This is a genomic window from Streptomyces sp. cf386 (assembly GCF_900103585.1).
In the GTDB taxonomy this organism is placed as follows: Bacteria; Actinomycetota; Actinomycetes; order Streptomycetales; family Streptomycetaceae; genus Streptomyces.
Window position 1 is genome coordinate 43,410 of record NZ_FNHV01000024.1, and the last position, 18,543, is coordinate 61,952.

Consider the following 18,543-nt stretch of genomic DNA (forward strand, 5'->3'; position numbering starts at 1 on the left):
AGTTATGCGGCCATGACTGTGCACTTCACCCGATCCCGGGCTGTCCTCGCCGCCGTCGGCCTCCTGCTGGCCGTCGGTGCGCCGACCGCGTACGCCACCCTCGACGACGGCACCTCCGCGGTGCCGGCGCGGGGAGAGCCGTACATCGAGACCCAGTTGTTCTTCGGTACCGCGCGCCCGGACGGCGGCCCGGCCGTCACCGACAGGCAGTTCATGGCGTTCGTCGACAAGGAGGTCACGCCGGACTTCCCGGACGGGCTCACGATCCAGTCGGGGCGCGGACAGTGGCGGGACGCGAGCGGGACGATCGAGAAGGAGCGGTCGTACGAGTTGATCCTGCTCTACCCGCGGGGGCAGGCGGAGACCGGTGACCGCAAGATCGAGGAGATCCGCCGCGCCTATGAGAAGGCCTTCGGGCAGGAGGCCGTGGGGAGGGTGGACGACGAGGCGCGCGTCGACTTCTGATGTCATGGGGGCCGGCCGGGCTCATGGGTGTCTGGCGCGGTAAAACTATCGCCGCTAGTTTGTGGGCCGGACAACGGATACGGCAGCCGGTCGACGAGCGGCCCGCCCGGGAGGAAGCGCGATGAAGGCACACGACGGCATGTACATCGACGGCGCCTGGCGCCCCGCGGCGGGCGGGGATGTGATCGAGGTGGTGAACCCGGTCGACGAGCAGGTCATCGGCCGGGTCCCGGCCGGTATCGCCGCCGACGTCGACAGCGCCGTACGGGCCGCCCGTGCCGCCCTCCCGGCCTGGGCCGCGACCCCGCCCGCCGAACGGGCCGCGCGGCTGGCCGCCCTCCGGGACATCCTGGCCGCCCGCAAGGACGAGATCGCCGAGACCGTCACCGCCGAACTCGGCTCGCCGCTGAACTTCTCGCAGGCGGTCCACGCGGGCGTGCCGATCGCGGTCGCGGGCTCGTACGCCGAGCTGGCGGAGACGTACGCCTTCGAGGAGAAGGTCGGCAACTCGACCGTCCACCACGAGCCCATCGGCGTGGTCGGCGCGATCACCCCCTGGAACTACCCCCTCCACCAGATCGTCGCCAAGGCAGCCCCGGCGCTGGCGGCGGGCTGCACGGTCGTACTGAAGCCCGCCGAGGACACACCGCTGGTCGCCCAGCTCTTCGCCGAGGCGGTGCATGAGGCCGGCGTCCCCGCGGGTGTCTTCAACCTGGTCACCGGCCTCGGCCCGGTCGCGGGCCAGGCGCTCGCCGAGCACCCGGGCGTCGACATGGTCTCCTTCACCGGCTCCACCGCCGTCGGCCGGCAGATCGCCGCCGTGGCCGGCGCGGCGATCAAGAAGGTCGCGCTGGAGCTGGGCGGCAAGTCCGCCAACGTCATCCTGCCGAGCGCCGATCTGGCCAAGGCCGTCAACGTCGGCGTCGCCAACGTCATGTCCAACTCCGGGCAGACGTGCAGCGCCTGGACGCGGATGCTGGTGCACCGGGACCAGTACGACGAGGCGGTGGAGCTGGCCGGGGCCGCCGCCGCGAAGTACGGCGCGCGCATCGGACCGGTGGTGAACGCCAAGCAGCAGGTGCGGGTGCGCGGCTACATCGAGAAGGGCGTCGCGGAGGGCGCGCGCCTCGTTGCGGGCGGGCCCGAAGCGCCGCGCGAGCAGGGCTACTTCGTCAGCCCGACCGTCTTCGCCGATGTGACGCCCGAGATGACCATCGCGCAGGAGGAGATCTTCGGCCCGGTCCTGTCGATCCTGAAGTACGAGGACGAGGCCGACGCCCTGCGGATCGCCAACGGCACGGTCTACGGCCTCGCGGGCGCCGTCTGGGCGGGCGAGGAGGCGGAGGCGGTGGCCTTCGCGCGCCGTATGGACACCGGGCAGGTCGACATCAACGGCGGCCGGTTCAACCCGCTCGCCCCCTTCGGCGGGTACAAGCAGTCGGGCGTCGGACGCGAACTCGGCGCGCACGGCCTGACCGAGTACCTCCAGACCAAGTCCCTGCAATTCTGAGGAGCGTATCCGTGGTTCGCGCCGCCGTCCTGCCCGAAGTGGGCGCCCCCCTGGAGATCACGGACATCGAGCTTCCCGACCCCGGCCCCGGCCAGGTCCACGTCCGTCTCGCCGCCGCCGGGGTGTGCCACTCCGACCTGTCCCTGTCCAACGGCACCATGCGGGTGCCGGTCCCCGCGGTCCTCGGCCATGAGGGCGCCGGCACGGTGGTGGCCGTGGGGGAGGGCGTCACCCATGTCGCGCCCGGCGCCGGCGTGGTCCTCAACTGGGCCCCGTCCTGCGGCAGTTGCCATGCCTGCGGGCTCGGCGAGGTCTGGCTGTGCGCCAACGCGCTGAACGGCGCCGCGGACGTCTACGCCCGAACCGCGGCCGGCACCGACCTCCACCCCGGCCTCAACGTCGCCGCGTTCGCCGAGGAGACGGTCGTCTCGGCGGGCTGCGTCCTGCCGCTCCCGGACGGCATCCCGCTCACCGACGCCGCCCTGCTCGGCTGCGCCGTCCTGACCGGCTACGGCGCCGTGCACCACTCGGCGCGGGTCCGGTCGGGCGAGACGGTCGCGGTGTTCGGCGTCGGCGGGGTGGGGCTGGCCGCCCTCCAGTCGGCCCGGATCGCGGGCGCCGCGAAGATCGTCGCGGTCGACGTCTCCCCGGAGAAGGAGGAGCTGGCCCGGGCGGCGGGTGCCACGGACTACGTCGTCGCCTCCGAGAACACCGCCCGCGAGATCCGCGCCCTCACGGGCAAGCAGGGCGTCGACGTGGCCGTCGAGTGCGTCGGCCGCGCGACCACCATCCGCACGGCCTGGGACTCCACCCGCCGCGGCGGCCGGACCACCGTCGTCGGCATCGGCGGCAAGGACCAGCAGGTCACCTTCAACGCCCTGGAGATCTTCCACTGGGGCCGCACCCTCTCCGGCTGCGTCTACGGCAACTCCGACCCGGCCCGCGACCTGCCCGTCCTGGCCGAGCACGTGCGGGCGGGCCGCCTGGACCTGGGCGCGCTGGTGACGGAGCAGATCGGTCTGGAGGGCATCCCGGCGGCGTTCGAGAACATGCTGGCGGGCAAGGGCGGCAGGGCGCTGGTGGTGTTCTAGGGACTCGCCGGACAGGCCCCGGGTCTGTCTGCCGCGCGCCCCGGTCTCCGTGCGAGGCCGGGGCTCCAGGCATGCCCGGAACCCGCTCTCCGTGCCATGTACAGGCAAAACTCCTGCTGTGCAACCCGTTGACGTCCATACCGTCCGGTCAGTACGTTCCCGGAACCCGAGCCACCCCCCGTTCCGTCCCCGCACCCACCGGAGTGTGCACGCATGGACACGGCACCTTCCGCCCAGCCGCTCACCCCTACCGCTACCGCCGTCGGCAACCGCCGCCGTGTCGCCACCGCCGCCGCTCTCGCGTCAGCCGTGGAGTGGTACGACTACTTCGTCTTCGGTATCGCCGCGGCACTGGTCCTCGGCGACCTCTACTTCCCGGCCGGCAGCTCCACCGCCGGTGTGCTCGCTTCCTTCGCCACCTTCGCCGTCGGCTTCCTGGCGCGCCCCCTCGGCGGCATCGTCGCGGGCCAGCTCGGCGACAAGCGCGGCCGCAAGCCGATGCTGGTCCTCGCGCTCACCCTCATGGGCCTCGCCACCACCGGCATCGGCCTGCTCCCGACCTACGACACGATCGGCGTCGCCGCGCCGATCCTGCTGGTCCTCTTCCGCGTGCTGCAGGGCATCGCCGTCGGCGCCCAGTGGGGCGGCGCGATGCTGATGGCCACCGAGTACGCCCCCGAGGGCAAGCGCGGCATCTACGGCAGCTTCGTCCAACTCGGCGTCCCCATCGGCGTGGTGACCGCCAACACGGTGTTCCTGCTGGCCGGCGCGTTCACCACCGACGCCGAGTTCGCGGCCTGGGCCTGGCGTGTGCCGTTCCTCGTCGGCCTGTTCGTCCTCGTGCTCGCCTGGTACATCCACACACGCGTCGAGGAGACCCCCGAATTCCGGGACGCGGAGAAGAAACTGGCCGAGAAGGAGAAGGGCGAGCAGTCATCTCCGCTGCGGACGATCCTGCGCGACCACCTCGGTACGGTGCTCCTCGCCGGCGGCTCCTTCGCCGTGAACACGGCGACCTTCTACATCATCATCACCGGCGTGCTCGACTACACGACCCGCGAACTCGGCATGAAGAAGAGCGCCGTCCTCACGGTCTCGCTCTGCATCAGCCTCACTCAGCTGGTCCTGATCCCGGCCGCCGCCGCGCTCTCCGACAAGGTCGGCCGTATCCGTATCTACGCGATCGGCGCGGCCGGCATCGCGCTGTGGGCCGTACCACTGTTCCTGCTGATCGACACCGGTTCACTGCTGTGGCTGGCCGTCGGCACGTTCGTCGCCAGCTGTTTCCTCAGCATCATGTACGGCCCCCAGGCGGCCCTGTTCGCCGAGCTGTTCACGCCCGAGATGCGCTACACGGGCGCCTCCCTCGGCTACCAGATCGCGGCCGTGCTCGGCGGTGGCCTCGCCCCGTTCATCATGGTGCTGCTGCTGGAGGCCACAGGCACCTCGATGGCGGTCTCGGGCTACATCATCGGCCTCTCGGTGATCGCCCTGCTGTCCATCAAGGTCCTTGCGGACAGGGCGCGTTCACGCTGATTCCCGGGCCTGCTCGGGTTGTGGCGTGGCGGCCACGACCCGGGCGGCCCGCGTCCGCGACCGCGACACGGCGACCCCCGCCAGGCACACCACCCCACCCGCCAGCGTGAGCGGCCCCGGCACCTCGCCCAGCGCCACCCAGGACATCAGCACGACCAGCGCGGGCACCGCGTACGTGGTCGCGCCCATACGGCTGGCGGTCGTCCGGGCCAGGGCGTACGCCCAGGTCGTGAAGGCCAGCGCCAATGAAAAGACGCCCAGATAGACCATGTTGAGCGTGGCGGACAGCGAGGCGTCGGCCACCTCGCCGATCAGCTGCCCGGAGAAGGGCAGACAGAGGACCGCGCCGACCAGGCACCCGAACGTCGTCACCTGGAGCGCGCTCGCGTGGCCGAGCGCCGGCTTCTGCGCCACGGCACCGCCCGCGTACCCGACCGCGGCGAGCAGGCACAGCACCACGCCGAGCACCGAGGACCCGCCCCCGCCCGACATCGACAGCCCCACGGTGACCGCACCGGCGAACGACACCGCCATCCCGGCCAGCAGCCGCGGCGGCATCGGATCACCCAGCACCCGCGCGGCCAGCAGCGCCATGAGGATGGGCCCGATGTTCACCACGAGAGCCGCCGTACCGGCGTCCACCTGCTGCTCGCCCCAGTTCAGCACGACGCTGTAGAAGCCGAACCACAACAGCCCCGATATCCCGATCCCGGGCCAGGCCGCCCGAGGGGGCACCCCCTCCCTCCGAAGGAGGCAGATGACCCCCAGGACCAGGGATCCGACGAGCAGCCGCCCGAGGGCGAGTGCGCCGGGCGAGTACTCGGCCCCCGCGCTGCGAATGGAGACGAAGGCCGAGGCCCACAGCACGACGGTGACGGTGGCGGCAGCGGCGGCGAGGAGCTCGGGACGGCGGGCAGGGGAGTCGTTCATCATGCTCCAGAGGCTAGGAGGGGAGGGTGGGCGAGGGCTCGCGGATTTCGGACGGGAAGGTAGGAGTGCGGGGGCCTGTGAGCGGCGTCTGCTGCAGCCAACCCAAGGGCGCGGGGAACTGCGCGACCAGCCCCCACTGACCCGCACTCGGCACACGACACGACACACCACCCCCTGGGCCGCCCAGCTCACCGCAGTGCCCTCGTCTCGATGGCCAGCAGCTCGAACAGCGCTCGTTCGCCGGTGTCTGTCACCTTTACGGCCCGCTCCGACCCGATCCGCACACACCACCCCACCTCCAGCACATGCCGGCACAGAGCCGCGCCCGCGACACCGGCCAGATGAGGCCGCCGCTCGGTCCAGTCGAGGCAGCCCCGGGCCAGCGGCCGACGCCCGGTGCGATCGAGCCGGATACCCACGGCGCCGAACCAGCCGACCCCCGCATCAGTGAGCGCGAACCCCGTGTCCTGCCGCAACAGCCCGCGCGCGGTCAACGCGTCGGTGACCGCGATGCCGAGCCGCCCGGCGAGATGGTCGTAGCAGGTGCGCCCGCGTGCCATGGCGGACCCCGCGCTGGACTCCCGCAGATTCCGGGGCCGTACGGTGACGCTCGGCGACACCTGCGCGGCCAGGTCCTCCACCAGCTGGGCGACCCGCGCGTCGGCCAGCCGCACATACCGGTGCCGCCCCTGCCGCTCCTCGGTGAGCAGCCCGCCCGCGACGAGCTTGCCCAGGTGCTCGCTCAACGTCGACGCGGCGACCCCGGCGTGCCGCGCCAGCTCACCGGCGGTCCACGCGCGCCCGTCGAGCAGCGCCAGCAGACAGGCGGCCCGGGTCTCGTCGGCGATGAGCGCGGCGAGCCGGGCGAGCTGCGGTGCCTGGGGATCCTTGGAGGCCATGCGTCCCAGCATGCGGCACGGACACTTCGGCGCCCGCCGAAGGATTCCGGCCGGTGCCGGGCCGCTGTCTAGCCGGCCCGCCCGACCTGCTCGTACTGCCGCGCCAACCCGTCCAGCAGTGCCGTCAGCCCCGTCTCGAAGGCCCGCTCGTCGATCTTCTCCTGCTGCTCGGCGAGGAGGTGGGCCTGCCCGAGGTGGGGGTAGTCGGCGGGGTCGTATGCGCTCGCGTCGTCCACGAAGCCGCCGGCGAACGAGCCGAGCGCCGAGCCCATGATGAAGTACCGCATCAGCGCGCCGATGGACGTGGCCTGTGCCGGCGGCCAGCCCGCGGCGACCATCGCGCCGTAGACGGCGTCGGCGAGGCGCAGACCGGCGGGGCGGCGGCCGGGACCCCGGGCGAGCACGGGGACGATGTTCGGGTGGTCACGCAGGGCGGACCGGTAGGAGACCGCCCAGTCGTGCAGAGCGGTCCGCCAGTCCCGGTCGTCCTCGAACATCGACAGATCGACCTGCGCGCTCACCGAGTCGGCGACCGCCTCCAGGATCTCGTCCTTGGTGCGGAAGTGGTTGTAGAGGGACGGCCCGCTCACGCCCAGTTCGGCGGCGAGGCGGCGCGTGGAGACCGCCGACAGGCCCTCCGCGTCCACGAGTTCGCGGGCCGTCTCGATGATCCGGTCGTAGCTGAGGAGGGGCTTGCGCGGTCGGGCCATGGCGCACATAGTAGGGCTGCCGGATGGAAACTAGCAGTGCTAATTTAAATGTACGGCTTTCAATGGACGGCCCTCGGTGGCCATTGCCTGTGGGGTGACTCGGCATGAACCTTGAGCTCAGCGAGGAGCAGACCGCCGTCCGACGGCTCGCCCGGGACTTCGTGGACCGCGAGATCGCCCCGCACGTCGTCGCGTGGGACCGGGCCGAGGAAGTGGACCGGGCGATCGTCAAGAAGCTCGGCGAGGTCGGCTTCCTGGGCCTGACGATCGACGAGGAGTACGGCGGCTCGGGCGGCGACCACCTGGCGTACTGCCTGGTCACCGAGGAGCTGGGCCGGGGCGACTCCTCGGTGCGCGGGATCGTGTCGGTCTCGCTCGGTCTGGTCGCCAAGACGATCGCCGCGTGGGGGAGTGAGGAGCAAAGGCGCCGCTGGCTGCCGGGGCTCGCCGCGGGCGAACTGGTCGGCTGCTTCGGACTCACCGAGCCGGGGACCGGCTCCGACGCGGGCAACCTGGCCACGCGGGCGGTGCGGGACGGCGACGAGTACGTCATCAACGGCACCAAGATGTTCATCACGAACGGCACCTGGGCCGACGTCGTCCTGCTCTTCGCCCGCTCCACCGAGGCACCCGGCCACAAGGGCGTCTCCGCCTTCCTTGTCCCCACCAGCGCCCCCGGCCTGACCCGCCGCACCATCCACGGCAAGCTCGGCCTGCGCGGCCAGGCCACCGCCGAGCTGGTCCTTCAGGACGTACGGGTGCCCGCGTCGGCCATGCTGGGGGAGGAGGGCAAGGGCTTCTCGGTCGCGATGTCGGCCCTGGCCAAGGGGCGGATGTCGGTCGCCGCGGGGTGCGTCGGCATAGCCCAGGCCGCGCTGGACGCGGCCGTCCGATACGCCGGTGAGCGCGAGCAGTTCGGCAAGCCGATCGCCCAACACCAGCTCGTCCAGGAGCTGATCAGCGACATCGCCGTCGACGTGGACGCGGCCCGCCTGCTGACCTGGCGGGTCGCCGACCTGATCGACCGCGGGCTGCCCTTCGCCGTGGAGTCCTCCAAGGCCAAGCTCTTCGCCTCGGAGGCCGCCGTCCGCGCCGCCAACAACGCCCTCCAGGTCTTCGGCGGTTACGGCTACATCGACGAGTACCCGGCGGGCAAGCTGCTGCGCGACGCCCGCGTGATGACCCTCTACGAGGGCACGAGCCAGATCCAGAAGCTGGTCATCGGGCGGGCGTTGACCGGGGTTTCGGCGTTCTGAGTATGTGTCTGAGTATGTCGGCGGATGTGCCCCGCGCCACCATCACCGACCCTGTTCCCCATGAGTGACACACCGGTCAAACAGCAGAGCACAGCGGCGTTCTACGGGCAGGCCGTGGCCTCCTTCGCGGTCGCCATGGCCGCCACCGGCATCGGCATCTACCAGCTGAACGCCAACGCCTGGGTGCGCGGGTTCCTCGCGATCGCCGTTCTCTACCTGGTGACCTCGGCGTTCACCCTCGCCAAGGTCATCCGGGACCGCCAGGAGGCCGGGCAGATCGTCAGCCGGGTCGACCAGGCGCGCCTGGAGAAGCTGCTCGCCGAGCACGACCCCTTCGAGAAGCAGCTCTGAGACCTCGCATGGACATCCCACCTTCCGACCCGCCTCACTAAGCGCTCGCTCAGCATCGGCGGTATGGTGGAGGTTCTGTCAGCGAGAGGGGCGAGTGAGCGATGAGTACGGCGGAGGAGACGGCCGGCGACGAGACGTCGGCGTGGGGTGAGGTCACGCCCGACGCGGCCCGGAGGCTGCTGATCGCCGCCGTGGAGGCCTTCGCCGAGCGTGGCTATCACGCCACGACGACCCGTGACATCGCCGGCCGCGCCGGCATGAGCCCGGCCGCGCTCTACATCCACTACAAGACCAAGGAAGAGCTCCTCCACCGCATCAGCAGGATCGGCCACGAGAAGGCCCTCGACATCCTGCGGACCGCGGCCCGCCGCGAGGGCACCCCCGCCGAGCGGCTCGCCGACGCCGTGAGCTCCTTCGTCCGCTGGCACGCCGGGGGGCGTACGACCGCGCGGGTCGTGCAGTACGAGCTGGACTCGCTCGGTCCGGACGCCCGTGCCGAGATCCTCGCGCTGCGCCGGCAGTGCGACGCCGAGGTGCGCGCGATCATCGAGGACGGCGCGTCGGCCGGCGACTTCGACGTGCTGGACGTGAGGGGTACGACCCTCGCCGTCCTGTCGCTCTGCATCGACGTGGCCCGCTGGTTCAGCGTCGACGGACCCTGGACACCGGACGAGGTCGGCGCGCTGTACGCCGACCTCGTGCTGCGGATGGTGGGGGCGAAGTAGCCCGCTGCCGGCTCAGAGGTAGTAGCGGGACACCGACTCGGCGACACACACCGGCTTGTCGCCGCCCTCGCGCTCCACGGTGAAGGCGACGCTCACCTGCACGCCGCCCGTCACGTCCTCGACGCCGCTGATCGTGGCGGTGGCGCGCAGGCGTGAGCCGACCGGCACCGGGGCGGGGAAACGTACCTTGTTCGTCCCGTAGTTGACGCCCATCTTCACGCCTTCGACCGAGATGAGCTGAGGTCCGAAGAGCGGAAGCAGCGACAGGGTGAGGTAGCCGTGGGCGATGGTGGTCCCGAAGGGGCCCGCGGCGGCCTTCTCGGGGTCGACGTGGATCCACTGGTGATCGCCGGTGGCCTCCGCGAACAGGTCGACCCGCTTCTGGTCGACCTCCAGCCAGTCCGTGTACCCCAGCTGCTCGCCCACCGCCGCCTTCAGGTCGTCGGCGGACGTGAAGATCCTCGGCTCTGCCATGTCTGGGCCTCTCGCGTCGCTGTCATGTCTAAGCAACTGCTTAGCATGCTAAAGCGTGCGGCCCCTGTCAACGGAACGGGGCTGTGACGGGGTAGGTAGGTTTGGGGGGTGCCCCAGATCCCCGAGAAGATCCACGAGCTCACGGTCGGCCAGCTCGCCGCCCGTAGCGGCGCCGCCGTCTCCGCCCTGCACTTCTACGAGTCCAAGGGCTTGATCACCAGCCGCCGCACGTCCGGCAACCAGCGCCGTTACACCCGTGACACCCTTCGCCGGGTCGCCTTCGTCCGGGCGGCGCAACGCGTCGGCATCCCCCTGGCCACGATCCGCGAGGCCCTCGCCGAACTCCCCGAGGAACGCACCCCCACGCATGAGGACTGGGCGCACCTGTCCGAGGCATGGCGCTCGGAACTCGACGAACGCATCAAGCAACTGAACCGCCTCCGCGACCACTTGACCGACTGCATCGGCTGCGGCTGCCTCTCCCTCGACACCTGCGTCCTCTCCAACCCGGACGACGCCTTCGGCGAACGCCAGGCGGGGTCGCGTCTGATGGTGGAACCGGGAGGAGGCCGACAGAAGGGGAGGCCGGGCCGGGCCGGGGGCTAGAGACGGGCGCGGGCACAGTGTGCGTGAGAACGGCACCCGGCCGGCGCCGGGCGAGCGAGACCCTGCCTTCGCGCTCGCCCCGACGCCGGACACCTGCCGACCGGCGGCCCCAAGTCACTCGTACTCGGTTCCACCCTTCCGCGTCAGATAAGCCGGACTCACCGCCTTCGCGATGGCCCGACCCCCGGTCACCGCGCTGTACCGCTCCACAACCGGACGTATCACCACGCCCTCCCGCAGATGCAGCTCCCGCCCCGAGACCGTCTCCCGCCCCGTGGCGACCTCCAGCACCCGCTCGATGTCGAACGCCCCCTCGAACAGCCTCGGCACCAGGGGCAGTTCCCCTTCCAGCACCTCGGCCGGGTCCAGCCACCGCACCTGCCCGTCGATCTCCGCGGACACGTCGAACGCGGCGTACCCCAACGTCGCCCGTCGCCCGTCGGCTCCGTAGTTCAGGTCCTGCACTCCCGCCCCGAACACCTCCCCGAAGATCCCGACCCGCCGCGCCCCGAGCCGCTCGGCGATCCGGGCCGCCGCCTCGGCGACACCGTGCCCCCGCACCGCGCGCCAGTACAGGTTCCGCGGCTCCTCCTTCAGCGCCAGCGACTTCGCCCCGAAGCCCTTGGAGGAGACGTACACCCGCTCCCCGTCGGCGACATACGTCAGCAGGCACGCCGACCCGTGCAGCTTCTCGGTCAGCACCACCGGCTCACCCGGTGTGAAGATGCCCGGATACCGCTGGATGTTCTCGATGTCGACCCACGGCAGCAGGTCCGGAGCCGACTCGACCTCACCCGACATCGTGGGCGGGATCGGCGGCACCCACTTCGTGATCCCGAGCGCCTCGGCGAAGTCGGTGCCCTCCGCGGCCGACCGCACCAGATCCACGTCGGCCAGCGCCTTCGGCCGGCACACGATCCCCTGCGACAGCTCACCCCGCAGCCGCACCGCCTTGACCCGGTCCGCCTTGCTCCCCGCGAGCCGCCCGGTCAGCCCCAGCTCCTCGATCAGCCCGGCCGGCAGCACGGACTGCTCGGGGATGTACACGGCGGCCTCACCGGTGCGGTACGCGCCCTTGGCGACGACGGCCCGATACAGGCCCACCTGGGCCAGTTCCAGGGCGTCGGCGTTGGGATGCTCGTGGACGGTCAGCACTTCGGCGGTGACGCGCAGCGTCGACATCAGGGGCTCCTTCAGGGACTCGGATGACGTTTCATCGCCCCCAACTGTCCGCACGGGAAAGGGCTGGAGCGATCGGATTAGCGGCTGGTATCGTCGCGATCTTCGGCCGGTGGCCCGCCGCCGCGCACGGAGTCCTGACGGGACGACCTCCATGTCCTCGCCCTCCCTCGACGCCGCCCTCGCGGACATCGACACCGTCTTCAACGGCTTCGCCAGCCCCACCGAGACCGGTTGCGAGCGGTGTTTTCTCCCGGAGGAGACGGCGTATCTGCGAACGCCGTACACGCGCGTGCCCGCCGATCTGGTCGGCAGGTTCGTCTTCAAGGTCCCTGGCCACTTCGAGGACCACGCCGCCGTGATGCGGCGCCTTCTGCCGCAGGCCGCGCATGCGATGGCCGAGGGCACACTGGACGGCATCGGCTGGGGGAGCCACGGGTTGAGCCGGGTCGACTGGCGCGCCTGGCCCGCCGAGCAGGCCGCCGCCGTCGAGGCGTTCGTGTACGCCTGGTGGCAGGACGTTCTCACGGCGGCCGAGTCGCCGTACCCCGTGGCCGATGTGTTCGAGGCCTGCGCGATGATCCTCGGAACCATGACGCCGCTGCTCGACCGTTGGGACAGCGGGCCCGTCGCCGACGCCCACCTCGCGAGCTGCGCGGCGACCTGGCTGTACCACCTGGACTCCGATGCCGCGCCGTTCGGCTGGTGGTATCACGCCGACGAGGCCCCCGTCGTCGCCGAACTCCAGTCCTGGCTGACCGCACACGCCCCCGCGCGCCTGCGCGCCCGCAGCGAGCCCGACCTCGCGATCCGCACCGAACTCCTCGCGCTGCCCTACGACGAGCGCTGGGCCCACCCGTACTGGACCAGTCCCTCGGCCACCAACTGAGCGTTGGACACGGCCCGTTCCCCGTCCGGCAGGACCAGCGTGTCCTCCAGGCCGATACGCGTCGCCAACCCCAACCGCCCCGCCAGCCGCAGCACCGGCCACGCGCCCCCGTCCTCCCCGTGCAGCAGCACCGGACGGCCGAACGCCGAGCCCAGGTCGGCCAGGAGAGCACGCGCGGTCTCCTCGGCCGTATCCGCCGAGGGGTCCGTCACCTCCGCCAGCACCCTCAGCACCCTCGGCCCGAGCGGCGAGGCGGCGAACCGTGCCGCGCCGTCCGTGCCGGACCAGATGCCCGCCTCCACGCCGACGCCCCGCTCCAGCAGCCCGGCAGCCACCTGCTCGGCGCCCGGCTCGTGCCAGTTGACGGAGGCGTGGTCGGGGAGGGCCGAGATCGCGGACCAGCTACGAATGCGCTCCACGCGGGCCGCCGTATCCGGTTCCGCCCAGGCGCCCGTGGTCACACCGACCGGGACCGATACCCGGGCCCGTATCGCGTCGAGCACCGGCGCGAGCACACGCGGGGACAGACTGTCCTGTCCGCAAGGGGTCTTCGGGTGGACATGGATGTCCGTGGCACCGGCCGCTACCGCGGCGGCGGCGGACTCGGCCAGGGCCTGCGGCGACAGAGGCACCGCAGCGCCGTCGCCCGCCCCTCGGGGCCCGTTCAGACACACCTGGATCATGTCTCGATGGTGCCAGTCACCACTGACAACGGCGGCTGGGCGGCCTCGAACCCCGCGTCGGCCGTGGTCGGCAAAAGGGGGTGCGGCATCCCCGGCGCACCCCCGTCGTACTAGGCGGACATGAGCAGCCGCCGTTCGCGCCGTGACGCCGCCAGCGCTTCCGGCGTGAGGACCGGACGCGGCACCACGATTCCGCAGTCCGTGCAGACCGGGCCCGACGACGGTTCATGGGCCAGGTCGTACTTCCAGATCAGCCGCTCCCCGCCGCACGCCGGGCACTCCGAACCCGGATCGCGCTCCAGCGCGGAGATCAGTCGGCGCAGCACCTCGGCCAGCGGTTCGTCCGGGTGGACCCGGGGGTCGTCGCACCAGGCGACTCCGAAACCGCCCCAGGTCAGCCGGTGCCAGTCGTCCACACTGCCCGGCCTGCGCAGTCCGTCGTGCTTTTCCCTCTTGCGCCGCTCGGCGAACTCGACCTCATAGGCCAGCCAGACCGAACGCGCCTCTTCCAGCTCGTCCAACGCGGCCACGAGCCGCGCAGGATCGGGGGACCGGTCCTCCGGACCGAATCCCGCCCGGGAGCACAAGTGGTCCCAGGTCGCCCTGTGCCCGTAAGGAGCGAACCGCTCAAGGCACTTACGCAGTGAGTAGCGCCGCAGCGCCAGATCGCACCGCGGATCTCGCACCTGTCTCGCCAGACTCCGGAAACCGGCCATCGCCCTGCACCTCCGTCACACCTGCACCTGTACTTCGGTCACTTCGGCGTCGCCGCACGGACTTCGCGCGACGTTGACGAATAGACGTATCGACAAGCGATTCGGCTCCATCCGATTTCCGATGACCTCCATAGCGAGCCCTGGTGACTCCAAAAAGTGACGCATGTTCATCTTCAATCCCGGGGATACCGCCGGTAACACTCTCGGCCCACCCTCGTCGGTAGGAGCTGCCATGCCACGGCGTATCCCCCGAAACGCCCTGTCCAGACTGAGAACTCCCGGCGGATTCCCCGGGTTCCTGAAGACCGCATCCGTATGCGCGCTGATTGCCGGTCTTTTGTCACCTCTTTCCCAAGCGGTGGCCGCGCCCGAGGCGGCGGCCGAGGTCACGGCCGCGAACGACTACTGCGGGAACCAGTGCTCCGACATCCTGCCGCCGGGCCAGAACGGCAACGCCACCCTCGCCCAGATCCTGGTCAACCAGGCCTTCGGAACCATGCCGGAGCACGCCTCCGACCAGCTGGGCCCCTACGCCAACCTGGCCACCGGCCACTCCGGCCTCACCAATGCGACGATCAACAACTTCTTCAACGACGCCTCGTTCGGCGTTCCCTCCGACCAAGTCGCCTCCACCGTGAATCCCGCCGGACGCGGCGACGTGACGATCGTCCGTGACAAGAAGACGGGTGTGCCGCACATCACCGGTACCACCCGATACGGCACGGAGTTCGGCGCCGGCTATGCGGCGGCCCAGGACCGGCTGTGGCTGATGGACGTCTTCCGGCACGTCGGACGCGGACAGCTGACCTCGTTCGCGGGCGGTGCGGCCTCCAACCAGGGCCTGGAGCAGCAGTTCTGGCGCCACGCGCCGTACACCGAGGCCGATCTGCAGGCACAGATCGACAACGCTGTCGCCAACAACGGCGAGCGCGGGCAGCTGGCCCTCGCCGACGCCAAGGCCTACCTCGACGGCATCAACGCCTACATAGACGCCTCCGACAGCGGCCGCTACTTCCCCGGCGAGTACGTCCTGACGGGCCACAAGGACTCCGTCACCAACGCAGGCACCATCGAGCACTTCAAGATCACCGACCTGGTAGCGCTCGGCTCCGTCATCGGCGCCCTGTTCGGCTCCGGAGGCGGCGGCGAGGTCAACAACGCGATCTCCCTGCTGGCCGCCCAGGAGAAGTACGGCGTGGCCGAGGGCACGAAGTTGTGGGAGTCGTTCCGTGAGCGCAACGACCCCGAGGCGGTCGTCACCGTCCACGACAAGAGCTTCCCTTACGCAGGCAAGCCCGCCGACCCGCAGGGCGAGGCCCTGCCCGACGCCGGTGCGGTGACCGAGGAACAGCTCGTCTACGACCGTACGGGCAGCGCGGCATCGTCGGCCGCGAGCAGCGCCTCGACCACGGCCGCCGAGACCGCCATGACCTCGGCCAAGCGGGGCATGTCCAACGCCCTGGTGGTGGGCGGCGAGCACACCGCGAGCGGCCACCCGGTCGCCGTCTTCGGCCCGCAGACCGGCTACTTCGCGCCCCAGCTCCTCCTGCTCCAGGAGATCCAGGGCCCGGGCATCAGCGCGCGCGGCGCCTCCTTCGCGGGCCTGAGCATGTACGTCGAGCTCGGCCGCGGCCAGGACTACTCGTGGAGCGCCACGACTTCCGGCCAGGACATCATCGACACCTACGCCGTCGAGCTGTGCCAGGACGACTACCACTACCTCCACCGCGGCACCTGCACCGCGATGGAGAAGATCGAGCAGAAGAACGCCTGGAAGCCGACCACCGCCGACAGCACCCCCGAGGGCTCGTACACGATGCGGGTCTGGCGCACGAAGTACGGCCCCGTCACCCACCGCGCGACCGTCGGCGGCAAGAAGGTCGCCTACACCACCCTGCGCTCGTCCTTCATGCACGAGGCCGACTCGATCATCGGCTTCCAGATGCTGAACGACCCCGACTACGTCAAGGGCCCGGCGGACTTCCAGAAGGCGGTGCAGCACATCAACTACACCTTCAACTGGTTCTACGTCGACTCCGAGCACACCGCCTACTACAACAGCGGCGACAACCCGGTCCGGGCGGCCGGCGTCGACGCGGAGTTCCCGGTCTGGGCGCAGTCGGCGTACGAGTGGCGGGGCTGGGACCCGACGACGAACACGGCGCAGTACACCCCGCCGTCCGAGCACCCCAACTCCATCGACCAGGACTACTACATCTCCTGGAACAACAAGCAGGCCCAGGACTACACGACCGCCCCCTGGGGCGACGGCTCGGTCCACCGCGGCAACCTGCTGGAGAACCGGGTGAAGAAGCTGGTCGCCGCGGGCGGCGTGACCCGGGCCGCGCTGGTCAAGGCGATGGCCGACGCGGGCCTGGCCGACCTGCGGGCCGAGGACGTGGTGCCGGACCTGCTCAAGGTCGTGGGCAGCTCCACGGTGACCGACCCGACGGCCGCGGCGGCGGTGAGCAAGCTCCAGACGTGGCTGTCGGCGGGTGCCAAGCGCACCGAGACGTCCGCCGGTTCGAAGACGTACGCCAACGCCGACGCGATCCGCATCCTGGACGCGTGGTGGCCGCTGCTGGTGAAGGCGGAGTTCGAGCCGGGGCTCGGCAGTGAGCTGTACGCCGCGATGGCGAACAACCTGCCCATCGACGAGTCCCCGTCCGCCGCGCACGGCCCGACCGGCTCGCACGCCGGAAGCTCCTTCCAGTACGGCTGGTGGAGCTATGTCGACAAGGACATCCGGTCCGTGCTCGGCGAGTCCGTGCAGGGCCCGCTCGACCGCGAGTACTGCGGTGGCGGCAGCCTCAGCGCCTGCCGGGACATCCTGATCAGCACCCTGAAGGAGGCGGCGGGCAAGACCGCCGCCCAGGTCTACCCCGGCGACGACCAGTGCTCGGCGGGCGACCAGTGGTGTGCCGACTCGATCGTCCAGCGCACCCTGGGCGGCATCAAGCACGGCAAGATCAGCTGGCAGAACCGCCCGACGTATCAGCAGGTCGTGGAGTTCACGTCACATCGGTGACGGGACAGGTGGGGCCTACGGGATATCGCGGATGAACTGGTTGCCGGCGGCGGGTCACTTGATGCGGCCCGCCGCCAGCACCACCTGCGCCAGCTCCCGGTGCACGATGTCGCTGTGCGCCCCCGCCGGTGCCCCGCCCCGCTTGACGACCGTCGCCGCGTCGATGTTCACGCATCCCGAGGTGGGCAGCTTCGCCTTCAGCGCGTCGGCCAGCTTCAGTGACTTCGTCCCCGGCACGGCCTGCACCCCGTCGTGCCCCATCGCACCCCACTTGTCGCCCAGCATCCGGCCGACGTCCAGGGCCGCGATCCCGCGCGCGTCCCCTGCCATGCGGGAGGCCAGCGGATACATCGTGGACAGAGCCGAGTCGTGCCGCGAGTAACAGCACACCAGCGGTCCGTCGATACGGTTGTGCTGGCCCTCCAACACCCCGCCGGCACGGGCGTCGTGCGGCAGCCGGGACGCGAACGCGTAGTGCGAGAAGGCACCTTGGAGCAGCGTCACCGACTTCACCGTGCGCACCCCCTTCGGCAGCCCGCGCAACGCGAAGGACACCAGCCGTGCGCCGAAGCTGTGCCCGACCAGATGCACCCGCACCTCGGGCTCCCGCGCGGCCAGTTGCCCGATCACCCGGCCGAGACCGCGCTCACCGACCGTCCCCGCGCGCCGCTTCATGGCGTAGTACGTCGCCTGCCGCAGCAACTCGTGCGCGCCCTCCCAAGGGTTCGGCAACGAGAAGGAGGCCTCCGCGGACGGGGCTCCGTCGGGGGCACCGTCCGGCGCCCCTTCGGGCGCTTCGAGAAGCGTCAGCGCCCGCGCGAACTCCTCGCACACGGCCGCCACGGATCCCGAGAACATGTCGGGCGAGTCCTGCGGCGCCCCCTCGCGCAGCGTGTCCGCCGCGAACAGCGCCTGCGGCCCCGGCGGCACGACGTCCACCAGCATCCGCACCAGCCGCCCGAACTCCTCCAACTCGGCCTCCTCACGCGGCTGCTGGTCCAACAGCCGCGCGATCTGGTCGATCACGGTCGCCCGCCCCGGGAAGGTCTCCAGCAGGGCGTGCCGCGTGTCCTTGTCGAGGACCGGCCGGCGGGGCATCTCGGCCGCCACGGCCCGCGGAAAGTCGGGGATGGGCTCGTCCGAGAACCGCATCGACGGCCAGACCACGCCCACGTACCCGACCTTCGCCGCCGGGGCGAGCCGCGGGATCGGGGCGAAGAAGCCGTCGTAGAGCCGGGTCGCGCCCGAGCGGTCGCTGTTCCAGCCGTGCGTGAAGACGATCAGATCACGGACGTCGTGCCGCGCCACGCCGGCCAGCAGCCGGTCCCGCCTGCCGGCGTCCGGATCTCCGTCCGCGTCGAAGGTCAGCTCCCAGTAGGGAGTCACGCTCACTGCCGGATCCGCCATGACAGGCCCCCTCGTCCCCCGAAGTGGTGCGATACGGGCGCATCGTCCTGCTACCGGGCGGGAAAGGCCAGATGTCGTCACCCATCAG

Annotated in this window: 18 protein-coding genes; 10 read left to right on the plus strand and 8 right to left on the minus strand. The window is 71.0% G+C overall.

Annotation, left to right across the window (positions count from 1 at the left end; all coding sequences use genetic code 11):
* The first annotated feature begins 12 nt into the window (after positions 1-12).
* The 4 genes from BLU79_RS40320 to BLU79_RS40335 all read left to right on the plus strand — a co-directional run bounded on the left by BLU79_RS40320 (position 13) and on the right by BLU79_RS40335 (position 4,602).
* Positions 13-465 (plus strand): DUF3574 domain-containing protein, encoded by a 453-nt coding sequence (locus BLU79_RS40320; protein WP_093911013.1) that lies wholly within the window; start codon positions 13-15, stop codon positions 463-465.
* Positions 466-586: 121 nt separating this feature from the next.
* The gene (locus tag BLU79_RS40325) at positions 587-1,975 is read left to right on the plus strand and encodes an aldehyde dehydrogenase family protein (RefSeq protein ID WP_093911014.1); all 1,389 of its coding nucleotides are present in this window, start codon (positions 587-589) and stop codon (positions 1,973-1,975) included.
* A gap of 11 nt (positions 1,976-1,986) precedes the next feature.
* Positions 1,987-3,066 (plus strand): Zn-dependent alcohol dehydrogenase, encoded by a 1,080-nt coding sequence (locus BLU79_RS40330; protein WP_093911015.1) that lies wholly within the window; start codon positions 1,987-1,989, stop codon positions 3,064-3,066.
* Positions 3,067-3,279: 213 nt separating this feature from the next.
* Positions 3,280-4,602: an MFS transporter gene (locus BLU79_RS40335; protein WP_093911016.1), complete on the plus strand. Its 1,323-nt coding sequence runs from the start codon at positions 3,280-3,282 to the stop codon at positions 4,600-4,602.
* Here the strand turns inward: BLU79_RS40335 and BLU79_RS40340 are convergent.
* The 3 genes from BLU79_RS40340 to BLU79_RS40350 form a co-directional block, all read right to left on the minus strand.
* The gene (locus BLU79_RS40340; RefSeq protein WP_177001365.1) at positions 4,594-5,532 is read right to left on the minus strand and encodes a DMT family transporter; all 939 of its coding nucleotides are present in this window, start codon (positions 5,530-5,532) and stop codon (positions 4,594-4,596) included. The two genes, BLU79_RS40335 and BLU79_RS40340, sit on opposite strands and share 9 nt — an antisense overlap.
* Positions 5,533-5,720: 188 nt before the next feature.
* Positions 5,721-6,431 carry an ArsR/SmtB family transcription factor gene (locus BLU79_RS40345; RefSeq protein ID WP_371132032.1) on the minus strand — a complete coding sequence of 237 codons (711 nt, stop codon included), beginning with the start codon at positions 6,429-6,431 and terminating at the stop codon, positions 5,721-5,723.
* Positions 6,432-6,499: 68 nt separating this feature from the next.
* The gene (locus BLU79_RS40350) at positions 6,500-7,141 is read right to left on the minus strand and encodes a TetR/AcrR family transcriptional regulator (RefSeq protein ID WP_093911019.1); all 642 of its coding nucleotides are present in this window, start codon (positions 7,139-7,141) and stop codon (positions 6,500-6,502) included.
* 104 nt (positions 7,142-7,245) lie between these two features.
* On the opposite strand from BLU79_RS40350, the gene BLU79_RS40355 reads away from it, so the two are divergent.
* From BLU79_RS40355 to BLU79_RS40365, 3 genes are all read left to right on the plus strand, one after another.
* On the plus strand, positions 7,246-8,397 hold the full coding sequence (locus tag BLU79_RS40355; RefSeq protein ID WP_093911020.1) for an acyl-CoA dehydrogenase family protein: 1,152 nt from the start codon (positions 7,246-7,248) through the stop codon (positions 8,395-8,397).
* A gap of 60 nt (positions 8,398-8,457) precedes the next feature.
* Positions 8,458-8,748, plus strand: coding sequence for a YiaA/YiaB family inner membrane protein (locus BLU79_RS40360; RefSeq protein WP_093911021.1), 291 nt, complete (start codon positions 8,458-8,460; stop codon positions 8,746-8,748).
* A gap of 101 nt (positions 8,749-8,849) precedes the next feature.
* Complete coding sequence (locus BLU79_RS40365; RefSeq protein ID WP_093911022.1) at positions 8,850-9,473, plus strand: TetR/AcrR family transcriptional regulator; 624 nt, start codon at positions 8,850-8,852, stop codon at positions 9,471-9,473.
* Between the two features lie 12 nt (positions 9,474-9,485).
* On the opposite strand, the gene BLU79_RS40370 is transcribed toward BLU79_RS40365, so the two are convergent.
* Complete coding sequence (locus BLU79_RS40370) at positions 9,486-9,947, minus strand: MaoC family dehydratase (RefSeq protein ID WP_093911023.1); 462 nt, start codon at positions 9,945-9,947, stop codon at positions 9,486-9,488.
* Between the two features lie 108 nt (positions 9,948-10,055).
* Between BLU79_RS40370 and soxR the strand changes: the two genes are divergently transcribed.
* A complete protein-coding gene (soxR, locus tag BLU79_RS40375; protein WP_093911024.1) occupies positions 10,056-10,553 on the plus strand; it encodes a redox-sensitive transcriptional activator SoxR in 498 nt (165 codons plus the stop codon).
* 114 nt (positions 10,554-10,667) lie between these two features.
* On the opposite strand, the gene BLU79_RS40380 is transcribed toward soxR, so the two are convergent.
* Positions 10,668-11,735 carry an RNA ligase (ATP) gene (locus tag BLU79_RS40380; protein WP_093911025.1) on the minus strand — a complete coding sequence of 356 codons (1,068 nt, stop codon included), beginning with the start codon at positions 11,733-11,735 and terminating at the stop codon, positions 10,668-10,670.
* Between the two features lie 151 nt (positions 11,736-11,886).
* Here BLU79_RS40380 and BLU79_RS40385 point away from each other — a divergent pair, with 151 nt between their 5' ends.
* Positions 11,887-12,621, plus strand: a complete 735-nt coding sequence (locus tag BLU79_RS40385; protein ID WP_093911026.1) for a hypothetical protein — start codon at positions 11,887-11,889, stop codon at positions 12,619-12,621.
* Here BLU79_RS40385 and BLU79_RS40390 read toward each other — a convergent pair.
* Positions 12,567-13,304, minus strand: a complete 738-nt coding sequence (locus BLU79_RS40390) for a 3-keto-5-aminohexanoate cleavage protein (protein WP_177001359.1) — start codon at positions 13,302-13,304, stop codon at positions 12,567-12,569. The two genes, BLU79_RS40385 and BLU79_RS40390, sit on opposite strands and share 55 nt — an antisense overlap.
* A 110-nt stretch (positions 13,305-13,414) precedes the next feature.
* Entirely contained in the window at positions 13,415-14,020 is a 606-nt protein-coding gene (locus BLU79_RS40395; RefSeq protein WP_093911027.1) for a hypothetical protein, read from the minus strand.
* A 232-nt stretch (positions 14,021-14,252) separates the two neighbouring features.
* Between BLU79_RS40395 and BLU79_RS40400 the strand changes: the two genes are divergently transcribed.
* On the plus strand, positions 14,253-17,048 hold the full coding sequence (locus BLU79_RS40400; RefSeq protein ID WP_093911028.1) for a penicillin acylase family protein: 2,796 nt from the start codon (positions 14,253-14,255) through the stop codon (positions 17,046-17,048).
* 54 nt (positions 17,049-17,102) lie between these two features.
* On the opposite strand, the gene BLU79_RS40405 is transcribed toward BLU79_RS40400, so the two are convergent.
* A complete protein-coding gene (locus tag BLU79_RS40405; RefSeq protein ID WP_093911029.1) occupies positions 17,103-18,455 on the minus strand; it encodes a serine-threonine protein kinase in 1,353 nt (450 codons plus the stop codon).
* Positions 18,456-18,543: the final 88 nt, after the last annotated feature.